This is a genomic window from Congregibacter sp., assembly GCF_965662665.1.
Classification (GTDB): Bacteria; Pseudomonadota; Gammaproteobacteria; order Pseudomonadales; family Halieaceae; genus Congregibacter.
The window spans coordinates 23,433-37,667 of the sequence record NZ_CBFIIF010000014.1 but is presented as its reverse complement, the minus strand read 5'-3'; the positions used below and the strand labels follow the sequence as shown (position 1 = coordinate 37,667).

The following is a 14,235-nucleotide window of genomic DNA, read 5'->3' as shown; positions in this document are numbered from 1 at the left end:
CTAGACCTCTAACTGCGCTGCGCGCGTCAGGGGCCGTGAGAACAGACCAGCGAGATCTCCCGCCTGATCAAAGCCTTGAATAGGACTGAATATCAGCTCGATAGACCACTTGCTGCGCAGGCCCTCCGCCTCCAGTGGGTTGGCAATTCCCATACCGCATACGGTGAGATCCGGCCGAAGCTCGCGAACATGTTCCAGGCGCGATTCGAGGTCGCCGCCCTCGATCATGTCAGGGTGGTCACCAAACAGCGCGAGCTCGCTGCTCATGATTTGTGGGTCGTGAAAAGGCGTAGTGATAGATTCAACGTTCATTTCACACTCCCGGGCAAGAAAGCGCGCGAGAGGCAGTTCCAACTGGGAGTCGGGTAGAAAAGCGATGCGTTTGCCGCGCAGTTTTTCTCGTTGATAGCTCACAGCCTGCATCGCACGAGCAAGGGGTGCGGCTGTGACTTCATCGAAGGTTTCCGCGCTGACGCCAAACTCATCGGCTGCGCACTTTAACCATAAAAGGGTGCCCTCCGCCCCGAGAGGGAAGGGCGCATTGAGTATCTTGGCGCCCTGGCCTTTGAGCGCCTGAGCTGTTTCGGTCAGGTAGGGTTGGGCCAGCAATACCCGTGTGTTGGGTCCTGCCTTGGGCATCATGTCTCCGCTGCGCGCGGGTAAAAATGCAACAGGTCCGATACCCAGTTCGTCAAACATTCGCTGAAATTGATCTTCCACAATGTCTGAAAGTGTGCCGGCAACTATCAAAGCCGGGCTTTCACGATCGCTTTGCCCGCTGTTTGCTTGCACCAGCTCGGCCAGACACTTGTCCTCGCCCTGGGTGAAAGTTGTTTCAATGCCGCTTCCGCTGTAAGCCACCATGCGCACCCGGCCGCTGTGACGGGTCTGTAGGCGGCTTGCCGCGTTGTTTAAATCCAGTTTGATGACTTCTGAGGGGCAGGAACCCACCAGGAATAGTGTTTTTATCTCCGGGCGCCGGGACAGAAGCTCTTCCACAACTCGATCCAGCTCTTCGTGGCAGTCGGCCATGCCCGCCAGATCGCGATCCTGCAAAATGGCCGTAGCGAAGCGCGGTTCGGCGAAGATCATTACACCGGCTGCGGATTGCAGGAGGTGGGCGCAGGTTCGTGAGCCTACCACCAGGAAAAAGGCGTCCTGGATCTTGCGATGTAACCAAACAATCGAAGTGAGTCCACAGAAGACCGCGCGCTGTCCGCGCTCTACCGTTATGGGTGTAGCTGGCGCCGAAAGACTGTCGCTGGCGAGTACAGCCTCCGTCATTTGAGTGCGCCCTGTAAGCTCATATCGAGCTCGCTTGTGGGTTCATCACGGCGCGCAGCCTGCAGTTTCAAAAGAAACTGTGCGGCATTGACTACGTAGGTGGTGTAAGCGGCAAGGGCAATCCACATCTGCTGCTCGGGTGTGCCGTAGCCCGCGAGCCAGCAAAGAACGTAGGCGACATGCAGCGCTATCACACCGAAACTGACGACGTCTTCCCAGAAAAAGGCGGGTGCAAAAAGGTATTGCCCGAAGACTACTTTTTCCCAGATTGCACCGGTCACCATAATCGTGAGGAGTACGCCGGTTTTGATTACCACTGAAGCCGCGGCGGCCTCCAGGCCAGTGCCGTTTATCAAATAGTTGAGAACGAGCACCAGGCTGATAAGAAACACCACGAACTGCAGGGGGGCAAGTAAGCCCTGCACGATTGTCCAGCGCGTTGCGTCACGGCGTAGCCGTTGCTCCGGGGTGTACAGCGGTGCGCCCGCTCGCGCACTTTGTTTTTCAAAACCCATTAAGCAGACCTCTGCCAACACTCGCTGATTCATGGATGAATGTAGTGCTGGCGCCACCCTATGTCAATTATAATTTACACATCATTGCGTTCAAAAGAATTGACACTTATAGGGTGCTGGTTTTTACTGTAAGTCTATGGGCCTTGGCAACGGTGTTAACTATGCTTTACGCGTGCCATAATCACACCCGCCCTGCATCTGAATGAGGTGTAGCGGTGCCTGTTACTACATTCGTGTTTCCTTAATGGACAAACATTCTTGCTAGCCAAGCAAACGAAACCCGTGTTGGCCGGCCTGATCTCACGCGTTGCTGATCTTGCACTGACCGTGGATGAGGCGGGCACTATTCTGGGTGTTGAATCCTGGAGTATGGAGCTGCCTGACGATTTGGCCGATCAGTGGGTGGGTGTCTCGCTGTCCGACACTCTGCTTGAAGGTAGTGAAGATCGTATCGATCTTGCCGTACTTCAGGCTCTCCAGGGGCGGGGTGATCGGGTTGACCTGATCCATCGGCTTGAAGATAGTCCCGACGGTCTGCCTGTGCAGTATCAAGTCATGGCGGGAGAGGCGCCTCAGATCTTGTTTGTGGGCCAAGACCTGCGCTCGGATGTCAGTCTTCGTCAGCAGTTGGTTAATGCGCAGCAGGCTCTGGAGCAGGATTACTGGCGTCTACGTCAGGTTGAGACCCGCTACCGGCGACTCTTCGATATGGTCAATGATGCGGTCCTCGTGCTCGACGCGCTGAGTTTTCGTGTCCTGGAGGCTAATCCCAGGGCTATTGAGCTGCTGTCGGGGAGCGATAAAGGGCTTGTCGGTAAGGTGTTTCCCCGGGGTTTGGATGCAGACTCTGGACGGGCCGTGCAGGAAATGATGTCTGAGATCAGAACGGTAGGGCGTTCGCAGCTGCACAACCTACTGCTTGGCGACGGTGAGACGCGTGTCGATGTGTCCGCCAGCTTTTTGCGGCAGGCGGGGGAGGAGCGTTTTCTCCTGCGCATGGGTACCCGTGAGCTGCAGGAGAAAAAGGTGGGCGCGCCCGTTGGAATCTATCTTCAGGAGATGATCCGTAACGCGCCGGATGCGGTGGTTCTCACTGATGCCGATGGCCGCATTATGGCGGTGAACAACAGTTTTCTGGAGCTGGCGCAATTGGTTGCCGAGGAGCAGGTAATCGGGCACTCCGCGGATCGCTGGCTTGGCAGGAGCGGTGTTGATCTCAACGTGCTGTTGTCTAATTTGCGCGATAAGTCCGTGGTTAAGTTGTTTTCCTCAACCCTGATACCCCAGGCGGGAAGTCCCGCGGAGGTTGAGATCTCGGCCTGCCGCTTGGACGAGCCGGATGGCGCGGCTTATGCGCTCTTTATTCGCGATGTTGAGCGGCGGGTGGCGCGAGATCATCCCGTCTCAGCAAAGTTGCCCAGCTCTATCGAGCAGGTAACCCAAAGGGTAGGGCGTGTACCTCTCAAAGACCTGGTTCGCGAGTCGACGGATCTCATCGAGGCGTTATGTATCGAAACAGCCCTGGAAGTTACCCAGGACAATAGAGCGTCTGCTGCGGAGTTGCTGGGGCTGTCGCGTCAATCCCTGTATGCCAAGCTGCGCCGCTTCGATATTGGTGGCGACGAAGAATCCGAGTGATTGACGCCCACTGAGGTCCTCTTTGGTCTGTGTCGGCGGTTGCTGGCAGCTCTCCCGTCTCGCTATTGCCTGTCCCCTTTTTTCTGTCACTGCCTGGGATGTTTGTCAGCGCGGTTTACCTTTGATTTTGTCGCTGCTCGGAAGCTAATAAAGGGCCTTGAAAAAAGCGTCAATTAAAATTGACACTCTAAAGTGACAGTTCTATATTACAGTGCATGCAATCGGCTGATCTAACCACTCCTCCCCGCGCTTTTCCTGAGCCCAAAGCACTCCTGCAGCTTCTTAAACCAATAACCTGGTTTCCGCCCATGTGGGCCTTTGTCTGCGGCGCAGTTTCATCCGGAGCATCGCTGGGGGACAACCCGGGTTTGGTCCTGGCCGGCGTTGTGCTGGCAGGGCCATTAGTCTGTGGTGGCAGTCAAATTGTGAACGATTGGTTTGATCGGCACGTGGACGCTATTAACGAGCCCCATCGACCGATTCCGTCGGGTCGTGTGCCGGGCGAGTGGGGTCTTTACTACGCAATTGTTTGGTCATTGCTGGGTCTTGGATTCAGCGCGATGCTGGGTATCTGGGTGTTTTGGGCGACTCTGTTGGGGCTCTCTCTTGCATGGGCATACAGTGCGCCGCCCCTGCGTCTGAAGCTTAACGGTTGGTATGGCAACCTTGCGGTGGGCGTCAGCTATGAAGGCTTAGCCTGGATAACGGGAGCAGCAGTGATGCTCGGCGGCGTCATGCCTTCTCCTCAGATACTTATGCTCGCAGGCCTATATAGTCTTGGTGCTCACGGCATCATGACGCTCAATGATTTTAAATCTATCGATGGTGACCGAAGTATCGGTATTCGGTCGCTACCTGCGCAGTTGGGTGCTGATCGGGCGGCACGACTCGCCTGTGTGGTGATGGCCGTACCGCAGCTCGCGGTGATTGCCCTGCTCCTGTTTTGGGGGCATCCAGCGGCTGCCGCGGGAATTACGCTATCGCTGTTCTTGCAGGCGCTGGCAATGACCAAAATACTCAAAGATCCTTTGGGTCTTGCACCCTGGTACAACGGTACAGGTGTCACGCTATACGTTTTAGGCATGATGCTCTGCGCTTTTGCGGTTCGCGGCACGGTGCCTTGGCTATGAATCAGGTGGCGGGGCTGAGTTGGGCGGGGATCGTGCGACTGGGCTTGGTGCAGACCAGTCTCGGCGCCATCATTGTTTTAACGACGACGGTCATTAACCGTGTCATGGTCGTGGAGCTTGCCTTACCTGCGATGTTGCCCGGGATACTGGTGGGTATTCACCACGCGGTACAGATGTCTCGACCTCGTTTCGGTCACGGTTCCGATGTGGGCGGTCGCACAACGGGGTGGATAATAGGGGGGATGATCGTCCTCGCTTTGGGCGGTGTTGCTGCGGCAGCGGGAACGGTACTGATTTCCTCCGATGTCTTCTGGGGCGTGGCTGTCTCGACGCTCGCCTTCGTTGCCATCGGTCTCGGCGCCAGTGCCGCAGGGACATCAACGCTGGTGACTCTGGCAAAGCACGTTGCGCCACATCGAAAGGCCGCTGCGGCAACGATCGTTTGGATCATGATGATTGCCGGCTTTGCCATTACCGCGGGTGTTGCCGGGCAATATCTGGACCCTTTTACACCCATGCGGCTTGTCATGGTTACGGCGTCAGTGTCGCTTATCGCTGTGGTCGTGACCTTACTATCGGTATTCAGGTTGGAACCCAAGCGTCCCCTGACGGCTACGACCCCAGGGGCAGTGGGTGCGCAGCCCGGGAGCTTTACCCGGGCATTGCGCGAAGTCTGGGGGGAAGCTGAAGCGAAGCGATTCACGATCTTTGTGTTTGTATCCATGCTTGCATACAGCGCACAGGATCTGATTCTTGAGCCTTACGCAGGCACCGTGTTCGGTATGACGCCCGGAGAGTCTACGTCGCTGTCCGGCTTGCAGCATAGCGGTGTTCTTCTTGGGATGATTCTGGTCGCGGCGACAACGATGATTCGTAAAAACGCCAGTACTGCTGTGCTGCGTCGTTGGACCATCGGCGGCTGCCTGGCATCGGCTCTCGCATTAGCAGCGATTGCCAGTGGCGGCGCTTTTCCTGAGACCTGGCCTTTAGCTGCCAATGTCTTTGTTCTGGGTGTTTCCAACGGGGCCTTTGCCGTGGCGGCTATTGCATCAATGATGAGTTTAGCTAGCTCCGGTAAGGCGGGAGCGGAAGGCCTGCGCATGGGGCTTTGGGGTGCGTCTCAGGCCATTGCCTTTGCTCTCGGCGGTTTCCTGGGCACGGTGGCCATCGATGTAAGTCGCGTATTCATTGGTGACCCGGTCGTGGCTTATGGCCTTGTGTTTAGTCTTGAGGCGGTCATGTTTGTTGCTGCTGCCGTAATCGGTATGCGATTACGGCCCGCAAAGTCTGGTTATCAGCGTCCTGCGCCTAGTTTTGGCGAGATCGCTATGGTGGAGGTGCTCGATGCACGCTGAATCTGCAAAGAAAGAGTTGTCTGAGTACGATGTGGTAGTTGTTGGGGGTGGCCCAGCGGGCGCCACGGCAGCCTGCGACTTGAGTCGGTCGGGCCGCAGCGTGCTGCTCATTGAGCGAGGCTTTCGCATTAAGCCCTGTGGTGGCGCTATTCCCCCGCGGGCGGTAGAGCAGTTCAATATTCCGGCCTCGCAGATCGTGGCGCGGATTAATTCTGCAAGAATGATTTCGCCCGCGGACCAACGGGTTGATATGCCTGTTGGCGACACTTATGTAGCGATGGTTGATCGTGACAAATTTGATCCATTTCTTCGAGAGCGCGCTGTAGAAGCGGGAGTAACTTTGAAGATTGGCGCCTACAAGTCGCTCGTTTATCAGGATGATGGGCGCGTGCGTTTGCGCTATCTGGATAAGTCCGGCAGCGGTGGAGAGCATGAAGTGATCGCGAGTGCCGTCATAGGTGCTGACGGCGCTAAGTCTCGAGTCGGTGCGCAGTGCATACCGGACGGCGACAAGCTTAAGTGTGTGTTTGCCTATCACGAAATAGTTGAGGCGCCGACACCCGAGCAAAACGCGGATTATCAGGAGACTCGCTGTGACGTCTGGTACCAAGGCCGGCTATCGCCAGACTTTTATGCCTGGGTATTTCCCCATGGTAAGCACGCCAGCATTGGAACCGGCAGTGCGCTCAAAAACTATTCCGCGACTGCCGCCGTGGCGGCGCTTCGAAAGGATGTGGGTTTGGCTTCTGCTAAAACCGTTCGTCGAGAGGGGGCCCCAATTCCCATGAAGCCCTTAAAGCGCTGGGACGATGGACGTGCGGTGCTTCTCGCTGGCGATTCCGCGGGGGTCGTTGCACCGGCCTCGGGAGAGGGTATCTACTATGCACTCCTTGGTGGTCGCTTGGCGGCGGACGCCGTAAATGAGTTTCTTGTGAGTCATGATCCCGCCGCGCTGAAAAGTGCCAGAAAGCGTTTCATGAAGCTTCACGGAAAGGTCTTTTTTGTCCTGGGTCTGCTTCAGAAGTTTTGGTACGGCAGTGATAAGCGGCGGGAGAAATTTGTCAAAATGTGCCGGGATCCCGATGTGCAGTATCTGACCTGGCAGTCCTATACCCAGAAGGAACTGGTTCGTGAGCGACCCACCGCGCACGTCAAGATATTCTTTAAAGATCTTGCTCAGCTATTAGGTTTGGCGAGAGCCTAAGCTGTGCTTCGGCTACGGCTACGGCTACGGCTACGGCTACGGCTGCGGCTGCGGCTGCGGCTGCGGCTGCGGCTGCGGCCGATACGCCTGCCTGATGTCGTACTAGCTTAAGAACCCTTGGACATCCTTCCTTTTCTAACGGGCTTTTTGGCCAGTGGGCATGCTGCTGAGCTCATCCTGGTTTTGGTGCTCTGTGAGTTAGCATTTTTGTCGCTGAGATATTTTCGGGGAAGGGGCGCGCCGCCGCGCTACTGGTTGTCACCCTTGCTTGCAGGCGCCTTTTTGGTCATTGCTTTGCGTTTGGCCCAATCCAATGCGCCTGCGGAGTTGTTGGGTGTGGTCCTGGCGGCGGCAGGTGTCGCACACCTTGGAGGCTACGCCAGCCGCTGGCGCGGCTGAGCTGACAGCTCTCGTCAATGTTTACCAGGTGGGCTCCATGCGGAAGTCTGCGGGAAGCTCGTGATGCTCCGCGGGGAGGCAGTAAAGTCTCGCAAAGGTGAGTCCGGCAGAGATAGCTAATCCAGCAACCTTTAGTTGTCCAATAATCCCACCGCGTTCCTTCGCAGCTGTGCTTCTGGCACTGATGTCTCGCAGTCGCTCCAGTCCTTTGCGAAAACGAGGATCATTGGTGTTGAGCGACAGGGGAAAGACTTGCTGCGTAATAGCGGTAGTGATGTCAAACACGCGAAAATCGAATTCTGTTGGGTCCATTCCAAGGGCTTCGTATAGCTTGGGCCGGTTGTGATCGCGCACGTACATCGTTGAGTAAACAGCGAGGATGAAAAAGCGGATCCATAGCTTGTTGTGACCGCGCAGCAGCTCCGGTTGGGCGCGCATCAATAATGCGAATGACTCGCCGTGGCGAAACTCATCGTTACACCACTCCATAAACCAGTTGAAGATCGGGTGAAAGCGTTGCTCGGGGTGCTTTTCGAGGTGGCGGTAGATTGTGATGTAGCGGGCGTAGCCAATCTTTTCAGACAGGTAGGTCGCGTAGTAAATGAACTTTGGTCGGAAGAAGGTGTACTCCTTTTGGCGCTTCAGGAAACCCAGATCGACGGCAACACCGAGTTGTTTTAACGCTTTGTTGATGAAGCCTGCGTGCCGCGACTCATCGCGCGCCATATAGCCCATGAGGTCTGCGATCGCCTCATTATCGACGTTTTTCTTTATTTCTTGATACAATACGCAGCCTGAATATTCGGCTGTGATTGAACTGGTAAGGAAGTCGATAAACTCTTCATGCAGTTCGGGATCACTGGTTAAGGTTGTAGCGTCGTAGTCGAATTCCTGCCGAAAGTGGGCACGGTTTCGGTCCTCTTTGTACTCCTCCATCATCGCATCCCATTGCTTTTGAACGGGTTCTACGTTGATCTTGCCTACAGCGTCATAGTCGGTCCGGTAAAAGCGAGGGGCTAAGAGTTCGCTGCGCACAGCCTGTTCTGTGGTGTCGTTGATTCTGGCGGTTTGCATGGGTGCATTCATGAGCGTCCCTCTCACTTTGTCGGTTTGAAGTCAGTCTAGTGTCGTTTCGCCTGAAGGCTAAAAGTGTCAACTAAACTTGACTGTTCATTTGTCAAGAATAGTTAACTATACTCAAAGTCTCAAGGCCTAATTGCAGAATGTTGCGGGTTTGTTCGCGGCACTGCCTAGCAGGTTTGACCACGTGTGCCGGGGAGGGCCTGTGGCAAAGAAACCCGACACGCGTGTTAGTCAGTCAGAAGGCGACGTTGAGTCCCTGCAGGAGTTCACTTTGTACAGTTTGGGCTATGTCAGTACGCAAACGCGGCCTTTGGATAACGAGCAGATGCTCTCTATTCTTGAGGGTGCCCGCGAGACGAACGCCAAGCTTGGCGTGACCGGCGTACTCCTGCACCGCCAGGATTCGTTCTTTCAGGTGCTGGAAGGCGCTCGCGAGGAAGTAAAGGCTTTGTTCGACAAGATCTGTACGGATTCGCGGCACGAGCGTGTGGAGATAGTAACGGAAGGCCCCATTCGCAACCGTGAGTACAACGACTGGCGCATGGCTTTTATCGAGCTCGATGGTCAGGACTTCAGCGCCATGCCGGGTTTTTCCGATCTGATGCGCAATACGCCCGCGGCGAGAGAGTTCCTGCAGACGCTGTCGCGTACCAAGAAGCTTGCTTTGCTGTTTAGCGTGATGGAGTAGTTAAGGTCGCTCATAAAAAAAGCCGATCTTTAGGATCGGCTTTTTTGTGGGCCTTCTCTTATCCTGACATCTAAGCTCGGATAAGTTGTTTTCTGCTACGCAGACCTGAAGTTACAGCACTTCGTCGCAGACATTGGGGTCGGTAGGATCCGGATCATCAGAGCAGACAGTACTGCATCCAAAGCTGCCAATAATCTGTGAGTTGGCGTTGCCCTCGTCTTGCGCGAGAACTGTGATGCGACCGCCTCCGGGTATGCCAGTACCATTAATTCTCAAGCGGGTTGTATAGGCGCCCGTGTTTCCAATGAGATCAGGCACGGTAATGTCCAGGCTGTCAGTGCTTTCCGGGAACACAATCGCGCAATCCTGATCTGCACGGAAGGTAAGTGTCGTCCCAGCACCTGGTGCGTTGTTGTAGACGTCAGCGACATAAATTTCGTAGAGGGCGCCTTCTAGCAGGATTGTTGTTGCGACTCTAGGGCTGTCCGGTGTCTTGGCTGCCAGCACTTGGAGGTTCTGGTCGGCTGCCGACAGCGTGAGCACAATCGACGCGCGAACATTTAGCAGATCCCTGCTGCAGAACACACCATCACCCTCGGGAGGGCACAGGCTGCCGTTGTAGACACCTTCTCCTGTGTTGGGATCTACGTTTTCGCTGTAGATACCGTCTCCATTGAAGTCAATAAACTCTTCCGATGAGCCAGCTGCGATACAGTTCTCTTCTGAGCTTGGTGATGGGCACTGCGGGCCGGCAAAGGGTGTGAATACTCCATCCTCGTTGTGATCCGAAAAGGCCTCGGGCAGATTCTCGAAAGACTCGCCCTCGTCGTAGATACCGTTGCCGTTGCCATCTACGAAGAACTCCTCACCAACCACGGTAATGGTGACGGTACTGCGCAGCCCGCGAATGGCCCCTAAATCATCCGGGCAAGGACCAAAGGAGCCGGTATGAGAAGGGCACTTATAACTGTTGTCGTCCAAAGTTGTTTGAATCAGGTCATCGTTAAAGACCGGTAAACGCGGAGCCTGACTTGTCCAAAGCACGCTGCAGGTGCCCACCTCAGGTACGTCAGCGTCCACTCTATCGCCATTTAGGGTGCCCGTGAGACACGAGTTATCAATAGCGCCATATTCTGTGGTGAACACCACGCTTGTGCCGTCAGCAACCGGGTTGTTAAAGCGATCTACCAGCCTGACTGTGATAGTCGATTCTACGCCGTCAAGATCCCGAGCTCCCGGCACGTGAAACTGAGTCGCGGAAACACTAATGCCATTTTGTTGTGGCAAACCGGTGCTGACCACAATTTGGTTGGATGACGCGGCTTGCTGCTGGTTTTCACTGGTGGCGAAGCTTGCCGTGACTACCGTGGATGTGGCGACGTTTCCTGCAGAAACATCGACAACGACCAGTCCCTGGCTGTTGGTAACGCCGGAGCTTGTGACAAGGGATATGCCTCCGAGAGAATTGGTGAGAGAAAAGTTGACGGTGACGCCCGCCAAAGGCTTTCGATCCACCAGTTCCAGATATCCAGGCTCGCCAGGGGCGGGGTCACCTGCTTCAAGCACAACCGCCTCTTCCAGCACCTCGAAGGTCACTGATGCTACTTCCGGGCGACCCGGACCACCGGTGCCTTTGAGTGCAATAAGGGTGCGACCCGTGACATCGCCGCCATCAGTCGGCTCCGTGGATACATAACCAATGAAGTTGGCATCCCGTCCGGCAATGGTAACGCTCGCCGATGCAGTGGAGTCTCCATCGATCAGTGTTGCGGTGAGCTCATCACTATTTTCACAGCCTCCGGCGAGATACTCCGCGCTGGCAAGGCCGTCGGTGGTTTCTATGGTTAGCGTGTTCGTGCCCGTGCTCGTATCACCAATGGTCCGGAACGACGCAAGGCCGCTAAGCGAGCATGCGCTTGATAGTCGAATCCGCTGCGCAGCACTAGGGGGGGTGCCTGTCTCATCAACAACTGCCAGCCTGACCACAGCGCTGCCTCTGAATGCCAAACTATCGCTGCTCAGGCCAATTTGTCCTGCCACAAACGATGTGCCTTCAAAGTAACCCAGGCTAAGGCCTGCTCCTGAAACCTCAACGCCAATGGTTGCGGTCACTTCGCCCGCAGGGCTTTCTGCAGTCACTGTTATTGTGTCCGCGCCCAAGGTAGTACCTGCTCGAATTTCCAGTTCGGCGATGCCATTGGCATCCGTTAGCGCTTGGCCGTTCGCCGGAGAGATGACTGCAAATTCTGCGGCAGCAAGAACCACCAGCCCGCTCACTGCAGGAGCATCAAAGGTGTCTTCTTTTACTTCCACGCGAAGCGTTAAGGGAAAAGTCTCGTTTAGGACAGTGGCGGCGTTGCCCGCGGCATCGACTGTAGAGAGGGTGATGGTGTACGAAATAGGCTCGTCGCCGTTGTCGCCCGGCAGGAATCCACCACCGCCGTCGCTGCCACCGCCACCGCCGCAGGCACTCAAAACTGCGAGCGTAGCGCTCATGACGACGCCTATGGCGCCCTTTCGGCTGCACAGTGTGCGAAGGCCCTTAATCATTATCGTCCCCTCTGGGGATGGCCAAGCCGCTCTTCGGCGGTACCGGACCGCTCCCACTCCCGCTGGTTAGGCTACTTGATGTCTGTCTACTCTATAACGACAGAGATCAATAACGCTATACAGGCTACCACAATACAGCGCTATTCCTAGAAAAAATGATAAATAACATGGCGATAGCGCGTTTTTGTAATTTTTTACACAAAGTTTACCCCGCGAAGGGCCTGACTAGCCGATCAGCCCCGCTAACTTGTTGGCTCCCAGCCCCAGTGTCACTGCCACAACAAGGACACCCAGAAGATTACTTCGCCAGGAATTGGTGGCATCGCCGAGAATGCCACGCTCGTTCATTATCCAAAGCAGTATCATCGCAATGATGGGAAGGAGCAGCCCATTCGCAGCCTGGGCAAAGACGATGAGGCTTAGGGGGCGGGCGCCGGTGGCTGCGAATATAGTGCCGGTAAATACAACGGTGAGCGCTACCAGTCTAAATGCGGTTCCTCGCAAAGTGTCTGGCAGACCGAGCGCGCCGCAGACGGCATAGGCGGCGGCCAACGGCGCGGTTATAGCGCTGGTGAGACCAGCGGCAAACAAACCTAACGCAAATACATAGCGACCTGATGGGCCCAGTATCGGCTCCAGTTGCGTAGTGATCTTGTCCGGCGAGAACACGAGCCCCTGTGCAAAAAACGTTACAGCAGCGGCGCTCACAATTGCGAGAGTGATGAGTCCGCCCAGCGTCACAGACAGCACCGTATCCCTTCGCGCTGCTGATAGCGCGAGATCGCGGTCTGGTTCATGGGCCCAATGCTCCCGCGCAGCATTGGCTTGCAAAAACAGGTTGTAGGGTACGACGGTGGTGCCAATGAGCGCGATGACCGTGGTGAGCGAGCCGTCGGGCAGGCTTGGCCGGACCAGTCCTCGAAACAGTGCAGACCAGTCCGGGCTAAGGAGCAACGCGCTGGCGACAAACACGGCACTCATAACTAAAACCAGGGCTATGAGCACGCGCTCCAGCTGGCGATAGGCTGGCAAAAAGAGCAGAGCAGCTGAGGTGCCGCCGATAAGGAGCGCCCAATAACGGTTATCGATCTCGGAGATACTGTTGAGAGCGAGCGCGGCTCCCGCGATGTTACCCGATTCATAGGCCGCGTTACCCAGTCCAATGGCCGCAATGACCAGAAGGATGGCGCCGCGGCCAAGCCAGCGCCCTTTTAGAGCTTCCCTCAGGGTGGTGGCGAGCCCATTGCCAGTCACAATGGCCGCACGGACACTCATTTCCTGCAAAGCCATCGTGGCGAACACAGAAAAGAGCAGAGCCCAAAGCAGTGCGTAGCCGAAGCCTGCTCCCGCTGCGCTGGCAGTCGCGATAGTCCCTGGTCCTACAAACGCCGCAGTGACGAGAAGGCCCGGGCCAAAGCCCCAGCTGCGTTGTTTTTGCTGTTTCATGGTGCTGGTCAAAGCTTTGCTCTCGTTAGTGGCCGTCAATAACCGCCTATTCAATGCAGGCGCCCAATCCAACTGCTAGTATCCGCCCGATGATACCCGAGGCCCACACCGCACCGACACTCCATGTGTCTTTGGTGCTCCACAACAGCAATCTCGATCAGCTGCGAATCATGCTGCAGAGTCTCGTTGCGAGCCTGCGGGCGCTTCATGAGTTGCTCGCTGCACCTGCTTCTCTCACGATTCTGGACAATTGCTCAGACCTTGAATACCGCAAGAGCGTCACCGCTTTGTTGTCAGACCTGGAGCTGGCTGACCTTCCGGAGGTGGCCTTATCTGTGCAGCAGAGTAGCGAAAACGCCGGCTTTGGTGTGGGACACAATCAGGCCCTAACAGGCACTTCGGCGAGTTATCTGTTGATTCTTAATCCCGATGTCGAACTGTCTGTCGATGCTTTACGGGAGGCGCTCGATTTTTTTGAGTCCCACCCCGAGGTGGTGGCCCTTAACCCCTATTGCGAGCGCGAAGAGGGGAGTCGTGAGTTTCTTTGCAAACGCTACCCGACCGTCGCCGACCTGATTCTTAGAGGGCTACCCTTTGCAGGCCTCAGACACGTGTTTGCGTCACGCCTGTCCCACTATGAATACAGAGAGTTGGATGCGACCAAGTCGGCAGAGGTCACCCTTCTCAGTGGCGCTTGTCTGCTATGTCGCCAAAGTAATTTCACTGCTGTGAAGGGTTTTGATCCGCGTTTCTTCATGTACTTTGAGGACTTTGATCTTTCGAGGCGGCTCGCCAAACAGGGACAGCTAATGTACATGCCAGACATGAAAATTGTGCATCACGGAGGCTTTGCCGCCAGCAAGGGGCTTCGGCACATCCGATGGTTTGCGCGTTCGGCACTGCGTTTTTTTAGCATCCACGGTTGGAGATTACTCTGAACCTT

The 14,235-nt window shown here is 55.9% G+C and carries 12 protein-coding genes; 7 read left to right on the top strand and 5 right to left on the bottom strand.

Annotated features, from left to right (window positions below; all coding sequences use genetic code 11):
* Entirely contained in the window at positions 1-1,284 is a 1,284-nt protein-coding gene (locus ACTG39_RS07800; protein WP_439106988.1) for a ferredoxin:protochlorophyllide reductase (ATP-dependent) subunit N, read from the bottom strand.
* Positions 1,281-1,799, bottom strand: a complete 519-nt coding sequence (bchF, locus tag ACTG39_RS07795; RefSeq protein WP_439106987.1) for a 2-vinyl bacteriochlorophyllide hydratase — start codon at positions 1,797-1,799, stop codon at positions 1,281-1,283. Before bchF ends, ACTG39_RS07800 begins: the two co-directional genes overlap by 4 nt.
* Before the next feature lie 258 nt (positions 1,800-2,057).
* Here bchF and ppsR point away from each other — a divergent pair, with 258 nt between their 5' ends.
* The 5 genes from ppsR to ACTG39_RS07770 all read left to right on the top strand — a co-directional run bounded on the left by ppsR (position 2,058) and on the right by ACTG39_RS07770 (position 7,525).
* Positions 2,058-3,437 (top strand): transcriptional regulator PpsR, encoded by a 1,380-nt coding sequence (ppsR, locus tag ACTG39_RS07790; protein WP_439106986.1) that lies wholly within the window; start codon positions 2,058-2,060, stop codon positions 3,435-3,437.
* A 215-nt stretch (positions 3,438-3,652) separates the two neighbouring features.
* Complete coding sequence (gene chlG / locus ACTG39_RS07785) at positions 3,653-4,567, top strand: chlorophyll synthase ChlG (protein WP_439106985.1); 915 nt, start codon at positions 3,653-3,655, stop codon at positions 4,565-4,567.
* Positions 4,564-5,922, top strand: a complete 1,359-nt coding sequence (locus tag ACTG39_RS07780; protein WP_439106984.1) for a BCD family MFS transporter — start codon at positions 4,564-4,566, stop codon at positions 5,920-5,922. Before chlG ends, ACTG39_RS07780 begins: the two co-directional genes overlap by 4 nt.
* Positions 5,912-7,126 (top strand): geranylgeranyl diphosphate reductase, encoded by a 1,215-nt coding sequence (locus ACTG39_RS07775; RefSeq protein ID WP_439106983.1) that lies wholly within the window; start codon positions 5,912-5,914, stop codon positions 7,124-7,126. Before ACTG39_RS07780 ends, ACTG39_RS07775 begins: the two co-directional genes overlap by 11 nt.
* Positions 7,127-7,243: 117 nt before the next feature.
* Positions 7,244-7,525, top strand: a complete 282-nt coding sequence (locus ACTG39_RS07770) for a hypothetical protein (protein WP_439106982.1) — start codon at positions 7,244-7,246, stop codon at positions 7,523-7,525.
* A gap of 21 nt (positions 7,526-7,546) precedes the next feature.
* Here the strand turns inward: ACTG39_RS07770 and acsF are convergent, their stop codons facing one another.
* Positions 7,547-8,611, bottom strand: a complete 1,065-nt coding sequence (gene acsF, locus ACTG39_RS07765; RefSeq protein ID WP_439106981.1) for a magnesium-protoporphyrin IX monomethyl ester (oxidative) cyclase — start codon at positions 8,609-8,611, stop codon at positions 7,547-7,549.
* A gap of 199 nt (positions 8,612-8,810) precedes the next feature.
* Here acsF and ACTG39_RS07760 point away from each other — a divergent pair, with 199 nt between their 5' ends.
* Positions 8,811-9,296, top strand: coding sequence for a BLUF domain-containing protein (locus ACTG39_RS07760; protein WP_439106980.1), 486 nt, complete (start codon positions 8,811-8,813; stop codon positions 9,294-9,296).
* Between the two features lie 111 nt (positions 9,297-9,407).
* Here the strand turns inward: ACTG39_RS07760 and ACTG39_RS07755 are convergent, their stop codons facing one another.
* Together ACTG39_RS07755 and ACTG39_RS07750 are read right to left on the bottom strand one after the other, a co-directional pair.
* Entirely contained in the window at positions 9,408-11,792 is a 2,385-nt protein-coding gene (locus ACTG39_RS07755; RefSeq protein ID WP_439106979.1) for a hypothetical protein, read from the bottom strand.
* Positions 11,793-12,071: 279 nt separating this feature from the next.
* On the bottom strand, positions 12,072-13,292 hold the full coding sequence (locus tag ACTG39_RS07750; protein ID WP_439106978.1) for an Nramp family divalent metal transporter: 1,221 nt from the start codon (positions 13,290-13,292) through the stop codon (positions 12,072-12,074).
* Positions 13,293-13,381: 89 nt separating this feature from the next.
* Between ACTG39_RS07750 and ACTG39_RS07745 the strand changes: the two genes are divergently transcribed.
* Positions 13,382-14,230, top strand: coding sequence for a glycosyltransferase family 2 protein (locus ACTG39_RS07745; protein WP_439106977.1), 849 nt, complete (start codon positions 13,382-13,384; stop codon positions 14,228-14,230).
* Positions 14,231-14,235: the final 5 nt, after the last annotated feature.

Excerpts from the sequence above, each read along its gene's own strand:
- ACTG39_RS07800 (WP_439106988.1), bottom strand. The coding sequence starts at position 1,284 with ATGACGGAGGCTGTACTCGCCAGCGACAGTCTTTCGGCGCCAGCTACA.
- bchF (WP_439106987.1), bottom strand. The coding sequence starts at position 1,799 with ATGGGTTTTGAAAAACAAAGTGCGCGAGCGGGCGCACCGCTGTACACC.
- chlG (WP_439106985.1), top strand. The coding sequence starts at position 3,653 with ATGCAATCGGCTGATCTAACCACTCCTCCCCGCGCTTTTCCTGAGCCC.
- ACTG39_RS07780 (WP_439106984.1), top strand. The coding sequence starts at position 4,564 with ATGAATCAGGTGGCGGGGCTGAGTTGGGCGGGGATCGTGCGACTGGGC.
- ACTG39_RS07775 (WP_439106983.1), top strand. The coding sequence starts at position 5,912 with ATGCACGCTGAATCTGCAAAGAAAGAGTTGTCTGAGTACGATGTGGTA.
- acsF (WP_439106981.1), bottom strand. The coding sequence starts at position 8,611 with ATGAATGCACCCATGCAAACCGCCAGAATCAACGACACCACAGAACAG.
- ACTG39_RS07755 (WP_439106979.1), bottom strand. The coding sequence starts at position 11,792 with ATGAGCGCTACGCTCGCAGTTTTGAGTGCCTGCGGCGGTGGCGGTGGC.
- ACTG39_RS07750 (WP_439106978.1), bottom strand. The coding sequence starts at position 13,292 with ATGAAACAGCAAAAACAACGCAGCTGGGGCTTTGGCCCGGGCCTTCTC.
- ACTG39_RS07745 (WP_439106977.1), top strand. The coding sequence starts at position 13,382 with ATGATACCCGAGGCCCACACCGCACCGACACTCCATGTGTCTTTGGTG.